This is a genomic window from Rhizobium subbaraonis, from assembly GCF_900220975.1.
Taxonomy (GTDB): Bacteria; Pseudomonadota; Alphaproteobacteria; order Rhizobiales; family Rhizobiaceae; genus Mycoplana; species Mycoplana subbaraonis.
Genome location: NZ_OBQD01000005.1, coordinates 251,583 through 273,402, shown reverse-complemented (window position 1 = coordinate 273,402; position 21,820 = coordinate 251,583). Strand labels below are relative to the sequence as shown.

20 protein-coding genes are annotated in these 21,820 nt (G+C 63.0%); 15 read left to right on the top strand and 5 right to left on the bottom strand.

Annotated features, from left to right (window positions below; translation table 11 throughout):
* Positions 1-23: 23 nt before the first annotated feature.
* Genes CRO48_RS09530 through CRO48_RS09520 form a run of 3 tightly spaced genes read right to left on the bottom strand, consistent with a single transcriptional unit; the run spans position 24 to position 2,415 of the window.
* The gene (locus CRO48_RS09530) at positions 24-1,220 is read right to left on the bottom strand and encodes a GNAT family N-acetyltransferase (RefSeq protein ID WP_097138505.1); all 1,197 of its coding nucleotides are present in this window, start codon (positions 1,218-1,220) and stop codon (positions 24-26) included.
* A gap of 2 nt (positions 1,221-1,222) precedes the next feature.
* A complete protein-coding gene (locus tag CRO48_RS09525; RefSeq protein ID WP_097138503.1) occupies positions 1,223-1,951 on the bottom strand; it encodes a glycerophosphodiester phosphodiesterase in 729 nt (242 codons plus the stop codon).
* Positions 1,951-2,415, bottom strand: a complete 465-nt coding sequence (locus tag CRO48_RS09520) for a RidA family protein (RefSeq protein WP_097138501.1) — start codon at positions 2,413-2,415, stop codon at positions 1,951-1,953. Before CRO48_RS09520 ends, CRO48_RS09525 begins: the two co-directional genes overlap by 1 nt.
* 215 nt (positions 2,416-2,630) lie before the next feature.
* Here CRO48_RS09520 and CRO48_RS09515 point away from each other — a divergent pair, with 215 nt between their 5' ends.
* The 14 genes from CRO48_RS09515 to lpxB all read left to right on the top strand — a co-directional run bounded on the left by CRO48_RS09515 (position 2,631) and on the right by lpxB (position 16,990).
* The gene (locus CRO48_RS09515) at positions 2,631-3,449 is read left to right on the top strand and encodes a cell envelope integrity EipB family protein (protein WP_097138499.1); all 819 of its coding nucleotides are present in this window, start codon (positions 2,631-2,633) and stop codon (positions 3,447-3,449) included.
* Positions 3,450-3,639: 190 nt separating this feature from the next.
* Positions 3,640-4,404, top strand: a complete 765-nt coding sequence (gene rpsB, locus CRO48_RS09510; protein ID WP_097138497.1) for a 30S ribosomal protein S2 — start codon at positions 3,640-3,642, stop codon at positions 4,402-4,404.
* Positions 4,405-4,710: 306 nt separating this feature from the next.
* The gene (gene tsf / locus CRO48_RS09505; protein WP_097138495.1) at positions 4,711-5,634 is read left to right on the top strand and encodes a translation elongation factor Ts; all 924 of its coding nucleotides are present in this window, start codon (positions 4,711-4,713) and stop codon (positions 5,632-5,634) included.
* 186 nt (positions 5,635-5,820) lie between these two features.
* Positions 5,821-6,543, top strand: coding sequence for a UMP kinase (gene pyrH / locus CRO48_RS09500; RefSeq protein WP_097138492.1), 723 nt, complete (start codon positions 5,821-5,823; stop codon positions 6,541-6,543).
* A 54-nt stretch (positions 6,544-6,597) separates the two neighbouring features.
* Positions 6,598-7,158, top strand: coding sequence for a ribosome recycling factor (gene frr / locus CRO48_RS09495; RefSeq protein WP_097138490.1), 561 nt, complete (start codon positions 6,598-6,600; stop codon positions 7,156-7,158).
* A 44-nt stretch (positions 7,159-7,202) separates the two neighbouring features.
* Complete coding sequence (locus CRO48_RS09490; protein ID WP_097138488.1) at positions 7,203-7,952, top strand: isoprenyl transferase; 750 nt, start codon at positions 7,203-7,205, stop codon at positions 7,950-7,952.
* Positions 7,952-8,782: a phosphatidate cytidylyltransferase gene (locus CRO48_RS09485; protein WP_097138486.1), complete on the top strand. Its 831-nt coding sequence runs from the start codon at positions 7,952-7,954 to the stop codon at positions 8,780-8,782. Before CRO48_RS09490 ends, CRO48_RS09485 begins: the two co-directional genes overlap by 1 nt.
* A 31-nt stretch (positions 8,783-8,813) precedes the next feature.
* Complete coding sequence (gene rseP, locus CRO48_RS09480) at positions 8,814-9,947, top strand: RIP metalloprotease RseP (protein ID WP_097138484.1); 1,134 nt, start codon at positions 8,814-8,816, stop codon at positions 9,945-9,947.
* Between the two features lie 229 nt (positions 9,948-10,176).
* Positions 10,177-12,537, top strand: coding sequence for an outer membrane protein assembly factor BamA (bamA, locus tag CRO48_RS09475; RefSeq protein WP_097138483.1), 2,361 nt, complete (start codon positions 10,177-10,179; stop codon positions 12,535-12,537).
* A gap of 50 nt (positions 12,538-12,587) precedes the next feature.
* The gene (gene lpxD, locus CRO48_RS09470) at positions 12,588-13,649 is read left to right on the top strand and encodes a UDP-3-O-(3-hydroxymyristoyl)glucosamine N-acyltransferase (protein WP_097138768.1); all 1,062 of its coding nucleotides are present in this window, start codon (positions 12,588-12,590) and stop codon (positions 13,647-13,649) included.
* Positions 13,646-14,113, top strand: coding sequence for a 3-hydroxyacyl-ACP dehydratase FabZ (gene fabZ, locus CRO48_RS09465; RefSeq protein WP_097138481.1), 468 nt, complete (start codon positions 13,646-13,648; stop codon positions 14,111-14,113). The genes lpxD and fabZ overlap by 4 nt, the downstream gene beginning before the upstream one ends.
* Positions 14,110-14,925: an acyl-ACP--UDP-N-acetylglucosamine O-acyltransferase gene (lpxA, locus tag CRO48_RS09460; RefSeq protein ID WP_176526712.1), complete on the top strand. Its 816-nt coding sequence runs from the start codon at positions 14,110-14,112 to the stop codon at positions 14,923-14,925. Before fabZ ends, lpxA begins: the two co-directional genes overlap by 4 nt.
* A gap of 5 nt (positions 14,926-14,930) precedes the next feature.
* Positions 14,931-15,809: an LpxI family protein gene (locus CRO48_RS09455; RefSeq protein WP_097138477.1), complete on the top strand. Its 879-nt coding sequence runs from the start codon at positions 14,931-14,933 to the stop codon at positions 15,807-15,809.
* A complete protein-coding gene (gene lpxB / locus CRO48_RS09450; RefSeq protein WP_097138475.1) occupies positions 15,806-16,990 on the top strand; it encodes a lipid-A-disaccharide synthase in 1,185 nt (394 codons plus the stop codon). The genes CRO48_RS09455 and lpxB overlap by 4 nt, the downstream gene beginning before the upstream one ends.
* 30 nt (positions 16,991-17,020) lie before the next feature.
* Here the strand turns inward: lpxB and gltA are convergent, their stop codons facing one another.
* Entirely contained in the window at positions 17,021-18,310 is a 1,290-nt protein-coding gene (gene gltA, locus CRO48_RS09445) for a citrate synthase (protein WP_097138766.1), read from the bottom strand.
* 302 nt (positions 18,311-18,612) lie between these two features.
* On the opposite strand from gltA, the gene CRO48_RS09440 reads away from it, so the two are divergent.
* Positions 18,613-21,108 carry a ComEC/Rec2 family competence protein gene (locus tag CRO48_RS09440; protein ID WP_097138473.1) on the top strand — a complete coding sequence of 832 codons (2,496 nt, stop codon included), beginning with the start codon at positions 18,613-18,615 and terminating at the stop codon, positions 21,106-21,108.
* On the opposite strand, the gene lexA is transcribed toward CRO48_RS09440, so the two are convergent.
* Positions 21,089-21,799, bottom strand: coding sequence for a transcriptional repressor LexA (gene lexA / locus CRO48_RS09435; RefSeq protein ID WP_097138471.1), 711 nt, complete (start codon positions 21,797-21,799; stop codon positions 21,089-21,091). The two genes, CRO48_RS09440 and lexA, sit on opposite strands and share 20 nt — an antisense overlap.
* Positions 21,800-21,820 lie beyond the last annotated feature (21 nt).

Genomic DNA, 21,820 nt, shown 5'->3' with positions numbered 1-21,820 from the left:
GGTTTGCTGCGGGGCAAGGGAGGTCAGTCCTGATCCGGAGGGCGCTGGCCGCCCTTGCGGAATGGCCCGTGCTCGGCCAGCCATTCGCCGGTCTCGGCGACGTCGCGGCGTTCGCGTTCCAGATAATCCGCCACCGCGCGGCGAAGTCCGGGGTGGGTGATGTAGTGGGCCGAGTGCGTCGTCACCGGCATATAGCCGCGCGCCAGCTTGTGCTCTCCCTGCGCACCGGCTTCGACGCAGCCGAGACCATGGGCGATCGCGAAATCGATCGCCTGATGGTAGCAGACCTCGAAATGGAGGTAGGGATGATCCTCGATGCAGCCCCAGTGGCGGCCATAGAGCGCATCCCCGCCGATGAAATTGATGGCGCCGGCGATGTAACGCCCGCCGCGCCTGGCCATGACCAGCAGGATGTCGCTGGCCATGCGCTCGCCGATCAGCGAATAGAATTGCCGGGTCAGGTAGGGGCGTCCCCACTTGCGCCCGCCCGTATCCATGTAGAAGGCGAAAAACTGGTCCCAGATGTCTTCGGTCAGGTCGTCGCCGGTCAGCCAGTCGATCTCGATTCCATTCTCCAGCGCGGAGCGCCGCTCCTTCTTCAGCGCCTTGCGCTTGCGGGAGGCCAGCGTCTGCAGGAAGTCGTCGTGGGAACCATAGCCCGTATTGAGGAAATGAAACTGCTGGTCGGTGCGGTGCAGGAATCCGGCTTCCTCGAGCGCCGGCATTTCGTCCGCCTCTACGAAGGTGACGTGGACGGAGGACAGTTCGTTGCGGCGCGCCAGTTCGCGAAGTCCGCCGGCCAGCGCCCGGCGCACCGGGGCGGGGTCGAGATCGTGCCGATGAAGAAGTCGCGGCCCGGTCGCCGGAGTAAACGGGATGGAGGCCTGCAGCTTCGGATAATACCGTCCGCCGGCCCGCTCGAAGGCGTCGGCCCAGCCGTGGTCGAAGACGTATTCGCCCTGGCTGTGGTTCTTCAGATAGGCGATTGCTGCCCCCAGCAGCGTTCCGTCTTCCTGTTCCAGCAGCAGGTGTTGGCCGAGCCAGCCAGACCTTGCCGTGGCGGAGCCCGATTCTTCCAGCGAGGACAGGAAGGCATGGCTGACGAAGGGATTGTATGCCGTGCCGGACAGGCCGCGCGCGGCTCCGGAAAGGCGCGCCCAGCGATCCGCCGGGATCTCGGCAAAAGACTGGACGACGCGTATCCGGTAGGCATCAGCCATTGTCAGGCGACCAGTTGTTCACGGGGATCGAAGCCTTCGAAGGTCATCTGATCCGCTTCGGCGCGGGTCTTTTCCACGCCCTCCGGACCGCGAACGGTCCAGGTGATGACGGGGATGCCCGCCTTGCGTTCCTTGCTGATGAAGGCATTGGGTAGGTGGCCGTAGTGATAGGAGATGAAGTCCAGGCCGAGATGCATCGCCTCCTCGTGCACGAAGAAGGTCTCCGGCTCGGCGCCTTCGGCGGTCAGGCCCACGGGGCGCGGGGCGTCGAGCTCCTTGAGATCCTTCAGCAGCCAATGGTCGAAACTCATCAGCGCAATCGGACCCTTGTAGTCCTCGATGATCTCCAGCACGCTTGCCGCAAAGCCTTCGTCGTCGTCGCGGCGGCCCTTCAGTTCGATGACGAGCGGCACGCGGCCGTCGACGAGCTTCAGTAACTGGGACAGCGTCGGAATCCTGTCCTTGGTCCCGCCTACCGAGAGCATGCCGAGCTCGCCGGAAGTCTTTGCGCGGACGTCGCCGGGGATGGCGCACAGCCGCTGCAGGTCGTCGTCATGGAAGACGACGGGGACGCCATCGGAGGCATATTGCAGGTCGCACTCGATCGCAAATCCCGCTTCGACGGTCCGCGAGAACGCCGAGAGCGTATTTTCCCACACCTTATTGTTCATGTCGTGGTAGCCGCGGTGGGCGATCGGCTGGGCTGTCAGCCAGGGAATGTTGTGCGGCATCAAGCGATTTCCATGATGGCGTCGATCTCGACGGCGGCGTTCAGCGGCAGTGCGGCCATGCCGACAGCCGCGCGGGCATGCTTGCCCGGCTCGCCAAGCGCGTTGACCAGGAGGTTCGATGCGCCGTTGATGACGAGGTGCTGTTCGACAAAAGTTGGAACAGACGCCACGAAACCATTGATCTTTATGATTCGCTTGATTCGTGACAGGTCGCCGAGTGCGGCCTTCGCCTGGGCGAGCAGATTGACGGCGCAGAGCTCGGCCGCCTTCTGGCCGCTCGCAACGTCCACATCCTTGCCGAGGTGTCCGGTCACGGCGATCTTGCCGTCGGCGATCGGCAACTGGCCGGATATGTGCAGGATCGAGCCGCTGATCACGTAGGGAACGTAGTTTGCGGCAGGAGCCGCGGCGTCGGGGATCGTGTAGCCGAGTTCCTTGATCCTGGTCTCGATTTCAGCGGACATGCTTCGTCTCCATCCTTGCGATCACTTTGGCCATGCCGTCGAAGGGACGGCAGGCGCCGATTGTCGTTTTTCAGGACGGCATGCCCGGAGCTGTGCGCAGGCGCGCCGCCTCGATTGCGTTTTCTGTTACAATGCGGCATGCAAATGCAAATGCGCCTCGCTCTTGCCGAATGTGTTCTTATAACATCGCGGCCGAGTTCAACAGGAGGAAACGGATGTTTCGCTCAACCTTTGTCCCGGCCGTGTCCGCCGCGGCCATCCTGGCAGCGATGCCGTTCAGTTCCGTTTCCGCAGCCGGCCTCGCACCGCATCGGGCGGTCTACGACCTGCAGCTGAAGGACGCGTCCGAGCGCTCCGGGATCGCCGGCATGTACGGACGTATGGTCTACGAGTTCAACGGCAACGCCTGCGAGGGCTATACCGTCAGCTTCCGGTTCGTCACCCAGATCAATACGGGCGAGGAGACGCGCCTGACCGACCAGCAGACGACCACCTACGAAGACCTGAAGAATCGCAGCTTCCGCTTCCTGACCCGCTCCTTCACGGACGACAAGCTCGACAAGGAAGTGCGCGGCAATGCGCGCGACGACAAGAACGGCGTCAACGTCGAACTGACGGCGCCCGATACGCGGGCCGTGGAGCTTGGTGAAAGCGTCTTTCCCACCCAGCACATGCTGGAACTGATCGAACGGGCGAAGAAGGGAGAGCGGTTCTTCGAGGCGCGAATCTTCGACGGCTCGGACTCGGGCGACAAGGCGCTGATGACGACAACGATCCTCGGCAAGAAGGAAATGCCGGGTTCCGACGACCCGGATGCCGCCAAGGCGGGCACTTTCGCCAAGCAGGCATTCTGGCCGGTGACGATCGCCTACTACAACGACGATACAAAAGGTGACGCGCTTCCGATCTACCGCATGTCGTTCAAGCTCTACGAGAACGGCATCACCCGCGACCTGACGATGGACTACGGGGATTTCGTACTGACGGGCAAGCTCGCAAACCTGGAGCTGTTCCAGGCCGCAGATTGCAAATAGGAGGCTCCCCGTCGGCTCCCTTTTTGTTGCCGCGGGGTTGATTTCGCCGCCGACTGAGGTTAAGGGCAGCGCATTCCACACGTGAGGCATGGGGCTTTCCGGGAGAAATCCGGAGTGTTCCGCCGGTGGCAGGGCCAAGGGGTCCTGCTGTTCGCCTTGCGGAGGTTCAACCGGAAAAAGGAGAAAAGGCATGGCATTGCCTGATTTCAGCATGCGCCAGCTTCTGGAAGCTGGTGTCCACTTCGGCCACCAGACCCACCGCTGGAACCCGAAGATGAAGCCGTACATCTTCGGCGACCGTAGCAACGTCCACATCATCGACCTCGCTCAGACCGTTCCGCTGCTTCATCGCGCGCTGCAGGTCGTCAGCGACACCGTCGCCGGTGGCGGCCGCGTCCTGTTCGTCGGCACCAAGCGCCAGGCGTCCGACATCATCGCCGACGCCGCCAAGCGTTCGGCCCAGTACTACGTCAACGCCCGCTGGCTCGGCGGCATGCTGACGAACTGGAAGACGATCTCGAACTCGATCCAGCGCCTGCGCAAGCTCGACGAGATCCTTTCTTCGGAAGCTTCGGGCTTCACCAAGAAGGAGCGCCTGAACCTCGAGCGCGAGCGCGAGAAGCTGGACAAGGCTCTCGGCGGCATCAAGGACATGGGCGGCACGCCGGACCTGATGTTCATCATCGACACCAACAAGGAGTCGATCGCGATCCAGGAAGCCAAGCGTCTCGGCATCCCGGTCGTCGCCATCATCGATTCGAACTGCGATCCGGACCCGATCGATTTCCCGATCCCGGGCAACGACGACGCCTCGCGCGCCATCGCTCTCTACTGCGACCTGATCGCGCGCGCTGCCATCGACGGCATCGCCCGCCAGCAGAGCTCGTCTGGCCGCGACCTCGGTGCTTCGGCCGAAGCCCAGCTCGAGCCGGCTCTGGACGACGCCCAGGCCTGATAGGTCCGGGCGCGGACCGCACTGATTGCGTCCGTTAAGGAATCTGGACAAGGCCGTTTGCCTCCAAAAAGGTCGAGCGGCCTTGTCTGTTTTGCCATAGATGCGCGCGAGATCCGCGCGATCATGGCGCGGCAGGGGCTGATCCGTCATCACCCTGTCATGCGCAAGGTGGATTGGCTGCCGCCACGCTGGTCTTGTCCGCGGGATGCGGCCAACGGCGCCATTGAATTGAAATCGCGCTAGCGTCGCGCGGGAATTGTCCAATTTCCGTGAAACGGTGCGCAGAACCCGCAAAGAGGCGAGACGATGGAAATCACTGCAGCAATGGTGAAGGAACTGCGCGAAAAGTCCGGCGCAGGCATGATGGATTGCAAGAAGGCGCTGAACGAGACCAATGGCGACATGGAAGCCGCGATCGATTGGCTGCGCGCCAAGGGCATCGCCAAGGCCGACAAGAAGTCCGGTCGCACCGCAGCTGAAGGCCTGATCGGCATCGTCAGCGGCGGCGTGAAGGCCGTTGCCGTCGAAATCAACTCCGAGACCGACTTCGTTGCCCGCAACGAGGCCTTCCAGGAACTCGTCCGCGGCGTCGCTAACGTCGCACTTTCGACCGACGGCACCGTCGAGGCGATCGCCAAGGCGACCTACCCGGCCACCGGCAAGTCGGTCGAAGACTCGATCAAGGACGCGATCGCCACCATCGGCGAAAACATGACGCTTCGCCGCGCAGCCCTGCTGCAGGTCGAGGACGGCGTTGTCGCGACCTACATCCACAACGCTGCCGGCGACGGCATCGGCAAGCTCGGCGTCCTCGTCGCGCTGAAGTCGGTCGGTGACAAGGAAGTGCTCTACTCGGTCGGCCGCCAGGTCGCCATGCACGTCGCTGCCACCAACCCGCTGGCCATCCGCGCCGAAGAAGTCGATCCGGCCGTCGCCGAGCGCGAGCGCAACGTCTTCATCGAACAGTCGCGTGCCTCCGGCAAGCCGGACAACATCATCGAGAAGATGGTCGAAGGCCGCATGCGCAAGTTCTTCGAGGAAGTCGCGCTTCTGTCGCAGGCTTTCGTGATGAACCCGGAAATCACCGTCGGCCAGGCCGTCAAGGACGCCGAGAAGCTCGCCGGTGCATCGATCGAAGTCGTCGGCATGGCGCGCCTGCTGCTCGGCGAAGGCGTCGAGAAGGAAGAATCCGACTTCGCAGCCGAAGTCGCAGCCGTCGCCAAGGGCTGATTTCTTTACCCGATTTGGGAAAAGACCAGCGACTTCAGAAAAGAAACGGGGCATCGCGTGACAACGCGGTGCCCTTCGTGTATCCGGCTCACGGTGAAGCTTGGGCGCCGCGCGCGCCATCGCGTGCGCCCCGCTGCTGCCGCAACCGCTTCGCCACGAAGTTCATAACAAGAGCCAGGAGCGCCAATGTCCGCCAATCCGATCTACAAACGCGTGCTGCTGAAAGCCTCGGGCGAGGCGCTGATGGGGTCGCAAGGGTTCGGCATCGACGTCGCGGTGGCCGACCGGATCGCCTCCGACATCGCCGAAGCGCGCGCGCTGGGCGTTGAGGTCGGCGTCGTCGTTGGCGGCGGCAACATCTTTCGCGGCGTGGCGGTCGCTTCCAAGGGTGGCGACCGCGTGACCGGCGACCACATGGGCATGCTGGCCACCGTGATCAACGCGCTTGCGCTGGCGACATCGCTGCGCAAGCTCGATATCGACACGGTGGTGCTCTCCGCCATCGCCATGCCGGAGATCTGCGAAAGCTTCTCCCAGCGCGCGACATTGCACCATCTGTCGCAGGGGCGCGTGGTGATCTTTGCCGGCGGCACGGGCAATCCGTTCTTCACCACAGACTCCGCAGCAGCACTGCGTGCGGCCGAAATCGGCGCCGAGGCGATCTTCAAGGGCACGCAGGTGGACGGCATTTATTCCGCTGATCCGAAGAAGTATCCCGATGCCACGCGCTTCGACCGTCTGACGCATGGCGAAGTGCTGGAAAGGGGACTGGCCGTGATGGACATCGCTGCCGTCGCGCTGGCACGCGAGAACGCCATCCCGATCGTCGTCTTCTCGATCCACGAGAAGGGCGGATTTGCACAAATATTGACCGGCGGCGGTCGCGGGACCATCGTATCCGACAACTGATTCCGAGACGGCGCCGCCTGGCGCATTGTTTCCTTATAACGGGAGTTCCAAGCTATGAGTGAAGGTGTTGATCTGAAGGAACTGAAGCGCCGCATGGATGGTGCCATTTCCGCGTTCAAGCACGATATCGCATCGCTGCGTACGGGCCGCGCCTCGGCCAACGTTCTCGATCCGGTGACGGTCGAGGCCTACGGTTCGCGCATGCCGCTGAACCAGGTGGCCAACATCACTGTACCGGAGCCGCGCATGCTGGCCGTATCAGTCTGGGACAAGTCGATGGTCGGCGCCGTCGACCGGGCCATCCGGGAATCCAATCTCGGCCTGAACCCGATCATCGACGGCCAGAACCTGCGCATCCCGCTTCCGGAACTGAACGAGGAGCGTCGCCGCTCGCTGGTCAAGATCGCGCATGATTATGCGGAAAAGGGCAAGGTCGCCATTCGTCACGTCCGTCGTGACGGCATGGACGAACTTAAGAAGGCCGAGAAGGATGGCGATATCGGCCAGGACATCAGCCGCAGCCAATCCGAGAAGGTCCAAAAGATGACCGACGATATGATTTCCGATATCGATCGCTTGCTTGCCGAGAAGGAAAAGGAAATCATGCAAGTCTAGTTTGAAGGCTTGCCCGATTTCCCGTTTTCTTTCACGGATCGTCGATGACCAAACATGCTTTGAAGAACATTCCGCGCCACGTCGCCATCATCATGGATGGCAACGGGCGCTGGGCAAATGTTCGTGGCCTGCCGCGCAGCATGGGCCATCGTAAGGGGGTCGAGGCAGTTCGGGAGGCGGTTCGCACCGCCGCCGAACTCGGTGTCGAATACCTGACCCTGTTCGCCTTCTCGTCGGAAAACTGGAGCCGGCCCGAAAGCGAGGTCAGCGATCTCATGGGGCTGCTGAAGACGTTCGTTCGCCGTGATCTGCAGACGCTGCACAAGGAGAACGTGCGCATACGCGTGATCGGCGACCGGTCCAACCTGCGCAGCGACATTCTGCCGCTTCTGCTTGAGGCGGAGGAACGTACGCGTGACAATACCGCGATCACGCTGGTGATTGCCTTCAACTACGGCGCCCGCGACGAGATCGCACGCGCTGTCCGCTCCATTGCGGGAGACGTCGCGGCCGGGATTCTGCATCCCGCGGAAGTCACGCCGGAATGCATCAGCGCCCGGCTCGATACGGCCGACATCCCCGACCCTGACCTCATCATCCGCACCAGCGGGGAGGAGCGGTTGTCCAATTTCCTGCTGTGGCAGGCTGCATATGCGGAACTCATGTTCATACCCGATTTCTGGCCCGACTTTTCCCGGGAAACCTTTCACGACGCGCTGCGGAACTATGCCGGGCGTGAGCGCCGGTTTGGCGGCGTAACGGCTGCAGCGCCGACCTTGGCTGTAGGCTCCTGATGAGCACAGAACTGCGCCTTCGCATCATTTCCGCTGTCGTTCTTGCAATCGTCGTGCTCGCCGCCACCTGGGCCGGCGGTTTCCCGTTCCGTCTGCTGGCGGCTGCGATGGCGCTTCTGGTCTATTACGAGTGGTCGACGATCACGCGTCTCGGCGCGGTCGATCCGCGCGGCAATGCGTTCGGCTGGGCTGCCACGGCCCTTGCCGCCGTGCTTACGGTCTCGGGCGAGGGCGTTCTGGCGCTCGTGACCGTCGCCGTAGCGACCGTGCTTTCCCTCGCGCACACGGCAATCTTCAAGAAGAGCTATTGGCTGCCCGGAGGCATTGCCTATGCGGGACTGACGGCGCTGTCGCTTGCGGCAATCCGCGCCGACGACGACACCGGCCTGATCGCCATGCTGTTTGTCTTCGCCGTGGTGTGGGCAACCGATATCCTGGCCTATTTCGTCGGAAGGGCCATCGGCGGGCCGAAGCTGGCGCCCTCGACCTCTCCGGGAAAGACCTGGTCCGGGGCGATCGGTGGGACGGTCTCGGCCATCGTGGCGGGCAGCGCGCTGTATCTGTCGTTCTTCGCGTGGCCGGGGATCTGGATCGTGCTGATTGCGCTTGTCTTGTCCGTGTGCAGCCAGGTGGGCGACCTGTTCGAATCCTTCATCAAGCGTCGTTTCGGGGTCAAGGATTCCAGCCGCCTCATCCCGGGACACGGTGGCGTGATGGACCGCGTTGACGGTCTTGTTTTTGCCTGTTTCGCGGCGTTCCTGCTAGGATTGGCAGCTATGGCGACGGGACGCCCGGTCGCTTCGACGGGCGCGTTTCTTCTCGGCCTTTGACGCCGTTTTTTCCTAGGAGGCCATCTCGGAAATGGAACTGTTTCAGCATGCTTTCGGCCTCCTGACCGGCACGATCGTCCCGTTCCTCGTCGTCCTGACCCTGATCGTCTTCATCCACGAGATGGGGCACTATCTCGCCGGTCGCTGGTGTGGCATCGGCATCACCGCATTCTCGGTCGGCTTCGGCCCCGAACTGGCGGGGTTTACCGACCGACGCGGCACGCGCTGGAAGCTGTCGGCGATACCGCTCGGCGGCTATGTGAAGTTCCACGGCGACGAGGATGCCGCCTCCACGCCGGACTACGAGAAGTTCGACGGTCTGACGCCGGAGGAACGGTCGCGCACCTTCCTGGGTGCTGCGCTGTGGAAGCGGGCGGTCACTGTGGCCGCCGGCCCGATCGCCAATTTCATTCTCGCGATCGCCATTTTCAGCGTCACCTTTGCAAGCTACGGCCGGCAGATCGCCGATCCTGTCGTCGCCGAAGTGCGCGAGGCGAGTGCCGCCGCCGAGGCCGGGATCATTCCGGGCGACCTGCTCGTGGCGATCGACGGCGTTCCCATTCACACGTTTGACGACGTGCGGCGCTATGTGAGCGTGCGTCCCGAAATGCCGATCGTCGTCACCATCCGGCGTGACGGGACAGACAGGGATCTGCGCATGGTGCCGCAGCGCACGGAACTGACGGACCAGTTCGGCAACAAGATGGAAGTGGGCGTCATCGGCATCGTGACGACGGAGGCCGCCGGAAACTTCCGCGTCGTCAACTATACTCCGCTGGAGGCGGTCGGGCAGGGCGTAATCCAGAGCTGGCAGATCGTCACTGGCACGTTCGACTACCTGTCGAACGTCGTCACAGGCCGGATGAAGGCGGATCAGATCGGCGGCCCGATAAGGGTCGCGGAGGCATCGGGCCAGATGGCGACGCTGGGTGTTGCAGCCCTGCTGCAGCTGGCCGCGGTTCTGTCTGTTTCCATTGGACTTTTGAACCTTATGCCCGTTCCGGTACTTGATGGTGGCCATTTGATGTTCTATGCGATTGAAGCTCTTCGCGGACGGCCGGTCGGCCCAAGGACGCAGGAAATTGCATTCCGCATCGGCATGGGGCTGATCCTTATGCTGACGGTCTTTGCGACCTGGAACGATACTTTCGGGCGTCTCGGGTGAGCGGCGAGGGGTGTCATGCCGGCAGGCAACAGGGGAAAAGCGACGTTTTGCTAAGGAGCTGTTTACCGTAATTGAAAGCTTTAGTGACCATTGGGCCACGGTTCGATTCGAAGTAAACAGAAATTAACGGCCGAGCTTGCTTGTATGGCAAAAGCGGTTAAAACGGCAGCGTGACCGGAGTCGGGTACGAGTTCGCCGCGAGACATTGAAACAAAGGTAAGTTGTGAAAATGAAAGCTGGTTCAAGATTTTTGAACGCGGTGTCTGCCGTTGCCCTTTCCACGAGCATGGTGGTGGCTGGTGGAGCAGCCGTCTCGCTCGTTTCAGTCAGTGCTGCGCAGGCTGCTGTGATCCAGCGAATCGACGTGCGTGGTGCGAGCCGTGTCAGCCCTGAAACCGTTCGGGCCAATCTGACCATCCAGCCGGGCAAGGACTTCAGCAACTCCGATATCGATGCTTCGGTCCGTCGCCTGTTTGGAACTGGCTACTTCTCCGATGTCCGCATCAGCGTTTCCGGCAGCACGCTCGTCGTCGTCGTCGATGAGAATCGCCTGATCAACCAGGTCGTTTTCAACGGCAACCGCAAGATCAAGGACGACAAGCTGGCAGGCATCGTCCGTTCCCAGTCGCTCGGCCCGTTCAGCGAGTCGACGATCGAAAGCGATATCCAGTCGATCAAGGGTGCCTATGCGGCGATCGGGCGCAGCGATGCGACGGTCACGACGCAGACCTATGATGTCGGCAACGGTCGCGTGAACCTCGCTTTCGTGATCAACGAAGGCGACCGCACGAAGATTGCGGGGATCAATTTCGTTGGCAACAACGCCTATAGCGACGGTCGCCTGCGCGCTGTCGTCAATACCAAGAAGTCCGGCCCGCTCTCGTTCCTGACCCGCAAGGACGTCTATGACGAGATGAAGATGCGCGCCGACGAAGAGGCGCTGCGCCAGTTCTACTTCAACCGCGGCTATGCGGACTTCCAGGTCGTCTCTTCGGATGCCGTTCTGGACGAGACCACGAACGAATACACCATTACCTTCACCGTCGAGGAAGGTGAGCGCTACAATTTCGGCGACATCACGGTCGAGTCGACCGTCGAAGGAGTCGATGCGAACGAGCTGAAGGGGCTGCTGGAATCCCGCGCCGGCGAAGTCTATCGCGCCAACGACGTTCAGGATTCGATGTCGGAGATTTCCCGTGTCGTGTCGGCAAGGGGCTATCCGTTTGCACGCGTCACGCCGCGAGGCAACCGCGACTTCGCAAACCAAACGATCGCAGTCGATTACCTCGTCGACCAGGGCGATCGCGCCTATGTCGAGCGGATCGAGATTCGCGGCAACACCCGCACGCGCGACTTCGTCATCCGTCGCGAATTCGACATCAGTGAAGGCGACGCGTTCAATCAGGAAGTGGTCAACAGCGCCAAGCGGCGTCTGGATGCTCTCGGCTTCTTCTCGAGCGTCAACATCACGACGGCTCCCGGCAGTGCGTCCGACCGCGTCGTGCTCATCGTCGACGTTCAGGATCAGTCGACCGGTACCTTCGGCGTCGGTGCCGGCTATTCGACGGGCAGCGACGGCGGCTTCAAGCTGGAAGCCTCGATCGAGGAGCGCAACTTCCTCGGCCGTGGCCAGTATATCCGCATCGCCGCAGGCGGTGGTTCGGATTCGCGCAGCTACAACCTTTCGTTCACCGAGCCGTATTTCCTTGGTTACCGTCTTGCTGCCGGTTTCGACATCTTCAGCAACACGGACGATTCGGAAGACTACTACGACGTCGACAACAAGGGCTTCACGCTGCGTGTGACGGCGCCGATCACCGAGGATCTGTCGACGACGCTGCGTTACAACTACACCAAGCTCGACTACTCGACGAGCGTGGACGAGGAAGAGGATCTGGCCAGGGCGCCGGAAGATCGCAAGCTGTCGCGTCCTTATTGGGATGCTGTCGATGGCAGCCCCTGGGTGCGTTCGTCTATTTCTCAGTCGATGACCTACGATACGCTTGACGACCGCAAGCTGCCGCGCGACGGCATCTATGCGACCTTCACGCAGGAATTTGCAGGTGTCGGCGGCGACTCCGATTTCTACAAGATCTACGGCAAGGCGCGCTATTTCCGCACTCTTATGGAAGATGCCGACGTCATCGGTTCGCTTTCGGCAGGTGCGGGCTATATGACGCCGACCAGCGGCGACCTGTATGTGTTCGACCAGTTCCAGCTGAACGCCAACGATCTTCGCGGCTTCGAAAGCGGCGGCATCGGCCCGCGCATGGCCAATGGCGATGCGCTCGGCGGTACCACGTACTTCACCTTGTCGGCCGAGACGACGTTCCCGCTGCCGTTCATCGCGCGTGACGCCGGCTTCCGTGGCGCGCTCTTCGCAGACGCGGGCACGCTCTACGGCAACGACGTCGATATCGGCGATGACAGTGCGCGCGGCACGAGCATGGCCTGGCGCGCCTCCATCGGTGCGAGCTTGATCTGGTCTTCGCCGTTCGGTCCGCTGCGTGTCGACTACGCGGTGCCGGTCGTCAAGGAAGACTTCGACAAGACGCAGCGGTTCAAGTTCGGCATTTCGTCGACCTTCTGATCGTAGCAGTCCAGAACTGCGTAGTACGGACTGTTCTGGAGTCTATGCTGATGGAACACAATTGGTTCTTCCCGCCGCATGACGGCGTTCGCCTCGAAGATCTGGCGATGCGTCTTGGGGCGGAGCTCTCCGATCAGGGGGCGGCCGCAAAGGTCGTGCGCAACGTGTCGCCCGTGTATCGGGCGAAGGACGGCGACCTTTGCTATCTGCTTTCGCGCAAGGGCAAGGCCGAGCTTGAGACATGTCAGGCGACGGCTATTCTTTGCGACGCGGCGCTGGCCTCCCTGGTTCCTGCGCACATTACCGTGTTGCTGACGCCGCGTGCGCATATGGCTTTCGCCCTTGCCGGCGAAATCCTTCAACCTGCTGCCATGCGGCCGGCTTTTGTCACATCGGAGGCTTCCGGTGTTTCCCCGATGGCGTATGTGGATCCGACAGCGCGGCTCGAGCCGGATGTCGTCGTCGAGCCGATGGCCGTCATCGGTGCGAATGTCGAGATTGGTGAAGGAACGCGCATCGGGCCTGGCGTTGTGATTGGCGCGGGCGTCCGCATCGGTCGGGATTGCACGATCTCCGCCGGGGCGAGGATCCAATGTGCCCTGATCGGCAACCGCGTCATTCTCCACCCCGGCGCCTGCATCGGGCAGGATGGCTTCGGCTACGGCCCGAGCCCCAAGGGCGGCATGATCAAGATCGTTCAGGTCGGACGCGTCATCATTCAGGACGACGTGGAGATCGGCGCAAATACGACGATCGACCGTGGAACGATGGACGATACCGTCATCGGAGAAGGCACCAAGATCGACAATCAGGTGCAGATTGGCCACAACGTCCGCGTCGGCCGCCATTGCGGCATCGTCAGCAAGGTCGGGATTGCCGGCAGCACGACGGTCGGTGACGGTGTGATGATCGGCGGCGCCGCGGGGCTCAACGGCCACATCAAGATCGGCGACGGCGTCCAGATTGCCGCGATGAGCGGCGTGGTGGCGGACATTCCCGCCGGCGAACGCTACGGCGGCATACCGGCAAGGCCTATGCGTGACTTTCTCCGTGACGTGGCCGAGATGACTGCGCGAACCAACAACAGAAAAAAGACGGGTGACAAGGAATGAGCGAGGAAAAGAAGGAGGCACTGGGCGTCGCGGAACTGAGGGATATCCTGAAGCTTCTGCCGCACCGCTACCCGTTCCTGCTGGTTGACAAGATTATCGAGATCGATGGCGACAACTCCGCGATTGGCGTCAAGAACGTGACCGTCAACGAGCCGCAGTTCACCGGGCATTTTCCCGACCATCCGATCATGCCGGGTGTGCTCCTCATCGAGGGGATGGCACAGACGGCCGGCGCCATCTGTGCGCGCAAGACAGGTTCTGGCACCAATCTCGTCTACTTCATGACGATCGACAATGCCCGCTTCCGCAAGCCGGTGGTCCCCGGTGACCGTGTCGAGTACCACGTGGTCAAGCAGAAGCAGCGCGGCAATATCTGGAAATTTCACTGCGATGCAAAAGTTGATGGGCAACTTGTCGCCGAAGCTGATATCGGCGCGATGATCGTCAACAAGGAAGACGCCTGAACATGATTGCTGCCAGTGCCAAGATCCATCCGCTGTCCGTCGTCGAAGACGGGGCGGTGATCGGCGAGAACGTCGTCATCGGCCCGTTCTGTCACGTGGGGGCGAAGGTCGTTCTGGATGACGAAGTCGAGCTTTTGACCCATGTCGTGGTCACGGGGCGCACGACCATTGGCCGCGGCACGCGCATCTTCCCCTCGGCAGTCATCGGCGGGGATCCCCAGAGCATTCATCACGCCGGCGAGGAAACGACGCTGACGGTGGGTGAACGCAACGTCATCCGCGAAGGCGTGACGATGAATACGGGTACGACGGGCGGCGGCGGTAAGACGGTGGTCGGCGACGGCAATCTCTTTCTTGCCTACTCGCATATCGCGCACGACTGCATCGTGGGCAACGGCGTCATCCTGTCGAACAACGTGATGCTGGCCGGCCATGTAACCGTCGAGGACCGCGCCATTCTCGGAGGCGGGTCGGCGGTGCACCAGTTTGCCCGTGTCGGCCGCCATGCTTTCGTCGGGGGGCTTTCCGCCGTCGCTTACGACGTTATTCCCTATGGCATGCTGAACGGCAATCCCGGCATCCTCGGGGGCATCAATGTCGTCGGTATGTCGCGTTCCGGTATGGACAAGGCGACGATCCACCGCGTCCGTCGCGCCTTCAAGCAGATCTTCGAGGGCGATGGCTCGATCCGGGCGAACGCCGCCGCCATCCGTGACGAATATTTCGACAGCGAGCAGGTCCTGCATATTCTCGACTTCATCGCCGCGGACAGCGACCGGGCACTTTCCTCGCCGAACCGAAACAAGGGCTGAACCCTATGGAGGCCTCCCGGCCGGAGACGGGTTCGCGGCTGGGCATTATCGCCGGCGGCGGGCGGCTGCCGCTCTATGTGGCCGAGGCCGCCCGGGTTCACGGCGAGGATCCCTATATTCTGGCACTGACAGACGAATCCGAGCAGGATTGGGCTGGGTTCGACCACGCGGTCGTCGGCGTCGGCGACTATGGTGGCCTGAGCCGGATATTCGCGCGCGAGGGCATCGGGCGGGTGGTGCTGTCCGGAGCGGTCCGGAGGCGGCCGGAATGGCGCGAGATCCGGCCGAACATCCGCACGCTGCTGCAGGTTCCTGCCATCATCCGCACGCTGTTGAACGGCGGCGATGACACGGTGCTGAAGATGGTCATCCGCCTGATCGAGGCGAACGGCGTGCGGGTCGTCGGCGCCGACGAGATCGCGCCGGAGTTGCTTGCGACGGAGGGGCCTATTGGCGGCGTAGCACCGGATGCCGATGATCGTCGCGATATTGCGGCTGCGTCGGCTGCTGCGCTCGCGCTTGGCGCGCTCGATGTCGGGCAGGGCGCGGTCGCCGTCGGTGGGCGCGTGATCGCGCTTGAAGGCGCCGAGGGAACGGACCAGATGCTGGAACGGGTACAGGCACTGCGCCAGGAGGGACGGATATCCCGCCGGCGGAGGGGTGTGCTCGTCAAGCTTTGCAAGCCACATCAGGATACGCGGGCCGACCTGCCCTCGATTGGGGCGGATACGGTGCGGCGCGCCGCGGCTGCGGGTTTGGCCGGCATCGCCTGCGAGGCGGGGCGTTCGCTCGTGCTCGACCGCGATCTGCTGGTGAAGGAGGCAAACGGGGCAGGGCTGTTCGTCACCGGTATCGTGCCGCGGGTCGGAGGAGAGGGGAAATGACCCGGTCGCTGAAGCTCGCGGTCATCGCCGGGGAGGTGTCCGGCGATCTTCTTGGCGGCGACCTCGTTGCCGCGTTGCGGCGGCAGGGCAAGAACGAAATTTCGCTCGTCGGCGTCGGCGGCGAGGCCCTTCAGGCTGAGGGCCTTGTATCCCTGTTCGACTACTCCGAACTGTCCATCATGGGGTTTTCGCAGGTCGTCGCGAAGCTGCCGAAGCTTATGCGACTGATACGGCAGACCGCTGCGGCCATCGTTGCCGCGCGGCCCGACATGCTGGTCATCATCGACAGCCCGGACTTCACCCATCGCGTCGCCCGGCTTGTCCGCAAGGAACTGCCCGATCTTCCGGTCGTGAACTATGTCTGCCCGAGCGTATGGGCGTGGAAGGAGGAGCGCGCGCCGCGCATGCGCTCCTATGTCGACCACGTCCTTGCTGTTCTTCCGTTCGAGCCGTCGGTGATGGCGCGGCTGCAAGGACCGCCGACGACCTATGTCGGGCACCGGCTTTCCAGCGATCCGGATGTGAGCGCCGTCAGGTCCGCCCAGTTGGCGAAGGCCGCGCCGCCGCTTGGCAGCGGAACGCGGAGAACCTGCCTGTTGCTGCCGGGATCGCGCGCTGGCGAGATCAGCCGGCTGCTGCCGGCCTTCGGCGAGGCGGTGGCGGAGCTGTCCAACGGCGAGGTCCCGTTTGATTTTCGCCTGCCAACCGTCCCCCGGCAGTCGGAACTGGTCCGCAGGATCATTGCGGACTGGCCCGTGAAGCCGGCCGTGACCGTGGAGGCTTCCGAGAAGTGGAAGGCGTTTCAGGCGGCAGACGTCGCCATTGCCGCGTCGGGCACTGTGCTGCTCGAACTCGGTCTTGCACGCGTGCCGGTCGTATCCTGCTACAAGCTGGACTGGATCGCAAAGCTGATGACCCGCAAGATCAAGACGTGGACGGCGGCCCTGCCGAACCTGATCGCGGACTACCCGGTGATACCGGAATACCTGAACGAAGTGGTCCGCCCGGGAAGCCTGGCGCGCTGGGCGGTACGCTTGTCGCACGACACCGTGCAGCGCCAGGCGATGCTGGAAGGCTTCGATCTTGTTCTCTCGCGGATGCGCGAGGAGCGATCGCCTGGCGACAAGGCCGCTGATGTCGTCATCGACGTGCTCAAACAGAAAAAGCCCGGTCTGATCTGACCGGGCTTTCGTCTTTCTGGGGGCCGGATATCAGCGCTTGGATACCGGCACGTAGTCGCGCTTCGGCGCACCGATATAGAGCTGGCGCGGACGGCCGATCCGCTGCTCCGGATCCTCGATCATTTCGTTCCACTGTGCGATCCAGCCGACGGTACGAGCCAGCGCAAACAGAACGGTGAACATGGTGGTGGGGAAGCCCAGAGCCTTCAGCGTGATGCCCGAGTAGAAGTCGATGTTCGGATAGAGCTTCTTCTCGATGAAGTATTCATCGGTCAGCGCGATGCGCTCCAGTTCCATCGCGACTTCCAGCATCGGGTCGTCCTTGATGCCGAGTTCGCCGAGAACTTCATGCGTGGTCTTCTGCATGATGCGGGCGCGCGGATCGTAGTTCTTGTAGACGCGGTGGCCGAAGCCCATCAGGCGGAACGGATCGTTCTTGTCCTTGGCCCTGGCGACATATTCCGGGATACGATCGACCGAGCCGATTTCGGCGAGCATGTTGAGCGCTGCCTCGTTGGCGCCGCCATGGGCCGGACCCCACAGGCAGGCGATGCCGGCCGCGATACAGGCGAACGGGTTGGCACCGGAGGAGCCGGCAAGTCGAACGGTCGAGGTCGACGCGTTCTGCTCGTGGTCGGCGTGCAGGATGAAGATGCGGTCCATCGCGCGCGACAGCACCGGATTGACGACATATTCCTCGCAAGGCACGGCAAAGCACATGCGCAGGAAGTTCGAGGCGTAGTCGAGATCGTTCTTCGGATAAACGAAGGGCTGGCCGATGTGATACTTGTAGGCCATTGCCGCAATCGTCGGCATCTTGGCGATCATGCGCAGCGAGGCGACCATGCGCTGGTGCGGATCGGTAATATCCGTCGAGTCGTGGTAGAAGGCCGACAGGGCGCCGACACAACCGCACATCACCGCCATCGGGTGGGCGTCGCGGCGGAAGCCAGTGAAGAAGCGCGACATCTGCTCGTGCACCATGGTGTGGTGCGTGACCCGGTAGTCGAAGTCGTCCTTCTGGGTCTTCGTCGGCAGTTCGCCGTAGAGCAGCAGGTAGCAGACTTCGAGAAAATCGCCATGTTCGGCAAGCTGTTCGATCGGGTAGCCGCGGTGCAGCAGCACGCCTTCGTCGCCGTCGATATAGGTGATCTTGGATTCGCAGGAGGCCGTCGAGGTGAAGCCTGGATCGTAGGTGAAAGTGTCGGTCTGCTTGTACAGCGTGCCGATGTCCACGACCGACGGACCGATCGTACCCTGTCGCAGGGGCAGCTCCACCTTCTTGTCACCGATGGTGACGTCCGCGCTCTTTCCCGTCATGAGGACCTCCATTGCTTCATTGTGGCACGGGCGTGCCCAAACCTTGCGGTGCCGCTTTGCTACCCCATTTGCCCGGTCCTGCCAAGCAGAACTAAAGGCACATTTGTGCGATGCAAAATCGACGTTCCGGCGTCGCAATATCTACTCTTCCGCGGCAGTTGCAAGCAACTTATGGGGGAGCCGCCGAGATTGTTGAGGTGGCATTCTTTTTTGTCGGCATAAGCGCGGCGCTCATTCTTTTCTGTTGCGGGCCTAAATCCTGAGTTGCAGTATGGTGCAGCCTGGGAGCGAGGGGCTTCGACATGGCATTGGGAACTGCGACAAAAGCCGCGCATCCGGTGCGAATACCGGTCGAGACGCCGCCCGCGGCCTTGCCGGCCATCCGGCAGGAGGACGAGCCGAGGGTGGCGCTTGCGAAGCGCCCGGGGCAGGCGGTTCGTGCCACAAAAGCGGCTCTTGCGGTCGCATTCAATGCCGGAAGCCTCGGCGCAGCCTGGCGCAGGGAGAGGGAGTATGGAACCGGCTTTCTCTTCGTCCCCCTCTTTGTCGGGGCCGGCGCCTGGATCTGGTATCTTTATGCGCCAGTACCTTATCTGCTGGTCATCTGCTTTGTCACAGTGGGCCTTGCGTCCTGTCTGACATGGCATCGGCCGGGCCTCCTTCCGATGGCCATACGGCTCTGCTTCTTCCTGCTTTTCGGGCTGGTGCTTGCGGCGATCGAAAGCTGGCGGCTGTCGACGGTGCTTCTCGATCAGCCCGTGACGACGTTCGTCACCGGGCAGGTGCTGTCGCGGGAGGCGGATGACCGCGGCCGCATGCGCTACCGCGTGGCGCTCGAACGTACGGACGATCCCGTGCTGAGGCGGCCGCCTAACGTCGTGAACCTTCTCGCCCGCAGCCCGCACGAGGCGATCGCCATCGGCGCAAGGATTGCGGGGCGCGCGCGGTTGAGCCCGCCGTCGGGCCCGGCCCTGCCGGGGTTGAACGATTTCGCCTTCGATGCCTATTTCGCCGGGACCGGCGCGGTCGGTTTCTTCTATGGCAGGCCGGCAGCACTTCCTCCGGCGTCCGCCGCAGGTGGCGGCTCCCTGACAACCGACGCCAGCAAGATGATCGCCGGCTGGCGCAACGCGATCACCGAGCGGATCCGCGGACAGATCGGTGGCGATGCCGGAGCGATTGCCGCAGCGCTCGTGACCGCCGAGCAGCGCGGCATCAGTCCGGATACGGTCGAGGCGCTGCGCCAGGCCGGACTGGCGCACGTGCTGGCGATCTCCGGCCTGAACATGGTTCTGGCCGCCGGCACCTTTCTTGTCGGCGCCCGTCTGCTGCTCGCCCTTCTGCCCGGTGTCGCCGAGCGATACCCCGTCAAGAAGATCGCCGCAGTCGGCGGACTTGTGATGGTGACGTTGTACATCCTCATCTCGGGCGGGGCGATTTCCGCCATCCGCTCGTGGCTGATGATCGTCGTCATGCTGACCGCGGTCCTCTTCGACCGTGTCGCGATCAGCATGCGCAACATCGCCCTGTCGGCGCTGATCATCCTGGCGGTGACGCCCTCGGCCGTCACAGGGCCGGGCTTCCAGATGTCCTACGCCGCGACGGTGGGGCTTGTCGCCGGCTATGCCGCCTGGCGGGAGCGTTCCGTTCATCGCGAGCGACCGAGCAATCCCTATCTCCGGCTGGCGGAGGCGGGATCGACCTTTTTCGCCGGCCTCCTTCTCTCGTCGCTGATCGGCGGTGCTGCGACGTTCATCTACTCTGTCGGCCATTTTCACCGTATTCCCGCATATGGACTGGTCGGCAATCTCGTCGCCATGCCGATCATCTCGATCGTGGTGATGCCGATGGCGGTCATCGCGATGATGCTGATGCCGTTCGGGCTTGATTGGTTGCCGCTGAAGATCATGGGGTGGGGCATCGATTGGATGATCGCCATGGCGGCGTGGGTGTCGGACTGGGACGGCGACATCGTCACCGGGCGCCTGCCTGCGCTGGCCTTTATCCTCATCGCGCTTGGCGGCGGGCTTGTCTGTCTGTTCCGCACCCGGCTGGCCTTGCTGGGCCTGCTGCCGATTGCGGCAGGGGCGGGGCTCGCGATGGCCGATGGGCCGACGCCGCGGCCGCAACTTCTCGTTTCGGAGGACGCAAAACTGCTCGCGCTGGTCTCGGGCGACGGCGCGGCGACCAACCGGCCACGGCCGCCGGGCTTTGTCTACGACCAGTGGCGCCGTGCCTTGCGGCTTTCCACGCACCAGCCGCCGCGGATGATGGCCGAGGGAACCGGAGACGGGCAGGGTGAAAGTGCGCCGCCGCCGGCAACCGCACCCGGCACGCGACGCAACCGGCTCACTGACGCCGAACTAGGCCTTGCGCGCAAGCAGATACCGGCGGCCCTTGCCGAAGCGGCCGACGAGAGGCGCTTCATATGCCGGCGCGCGGCATGGTGCGCCGGTGTGGCCCAGGCCGGCTGGCGTGTCGTCTGGATCGAAAATCCTGGCTTTCTCGGTGTCGCCTGCGACAGCGCCGACATTGTCGTTTCGCCCCATTATCGTGGTTTGGAAGCATGCCGCTCCGGCGGGCGGCTGATCACGGCTGGGACGCTTCGAAGAACCGGCGCTCTGGAATTTTCGCCGGTGAACGAAACGAACCCGGCCGTCGAAGGCACCGCCTACGCCGCCACACAGGCGGTAACGGCACTCGATCGACCCTGGAACCGGCACCGTCTCTACGACTGGCGAACCGACCAGTACGCCGATGCGCGCGACGACGCCACGCCTATTGATAGCGGCGAATGAGGCCGACGAGCTTGCCCTGGATCTTGACGCGGTCGGGTCCGAAGATCCTGGTCTCGTAGGCCGGATTCGCCGCCTCGAGCGCGATCGAGGCACCCTTGCGGCGGAAGCGCTTCAGCGTCGCCTCCTCGTCGTCGACAAGCGCCACAACAATGTCTCCGGGCGAGGCTGTGTTCATGTTGCGGATGATTACTGTATCGCCGTCGAGAATTCCGGCCTCAATCATCGAATCGCCCTTGACCTCCAGGGCGTAGTGCTCGCCCGCGCCGAGCATTTCCATCGGCACGGCAATGTCGTGCGTATTATTCTGAATGGCCGAAATCGGAACGCCGGCGGCGATCCTGCCCATGACCGGCACCGATACCGAACCCTCGGTTGCCGCTGGCGGCTGCTTCTCTTCGGCGGGCCTGGCCTTGCCAAGGCTGCCTTCGATGACGGATGGCGAAAAACCGCGGCGCGCCTTGAGGCTCGGGGTATACGCCTCGGGAAGCTTGATGACCTCAAGCGCACGCGCCCTGTTCGGCAGCCTGCGAATGAAGCCCCGTTCTTCGAGGGCGGTGATGAGACGGTGGATCCCCGACTTGGAGGCGAGATCCAGCGCGTCCTTCATTTCGTCGAACGAAGGCGGAATACCGGTCTCCTTCATCCGCTCGTGAATGAAGAGAAGCAATTCCTGTTGCTTGCGGGTCAGCATGGCTCGTCCACCAAAATCACG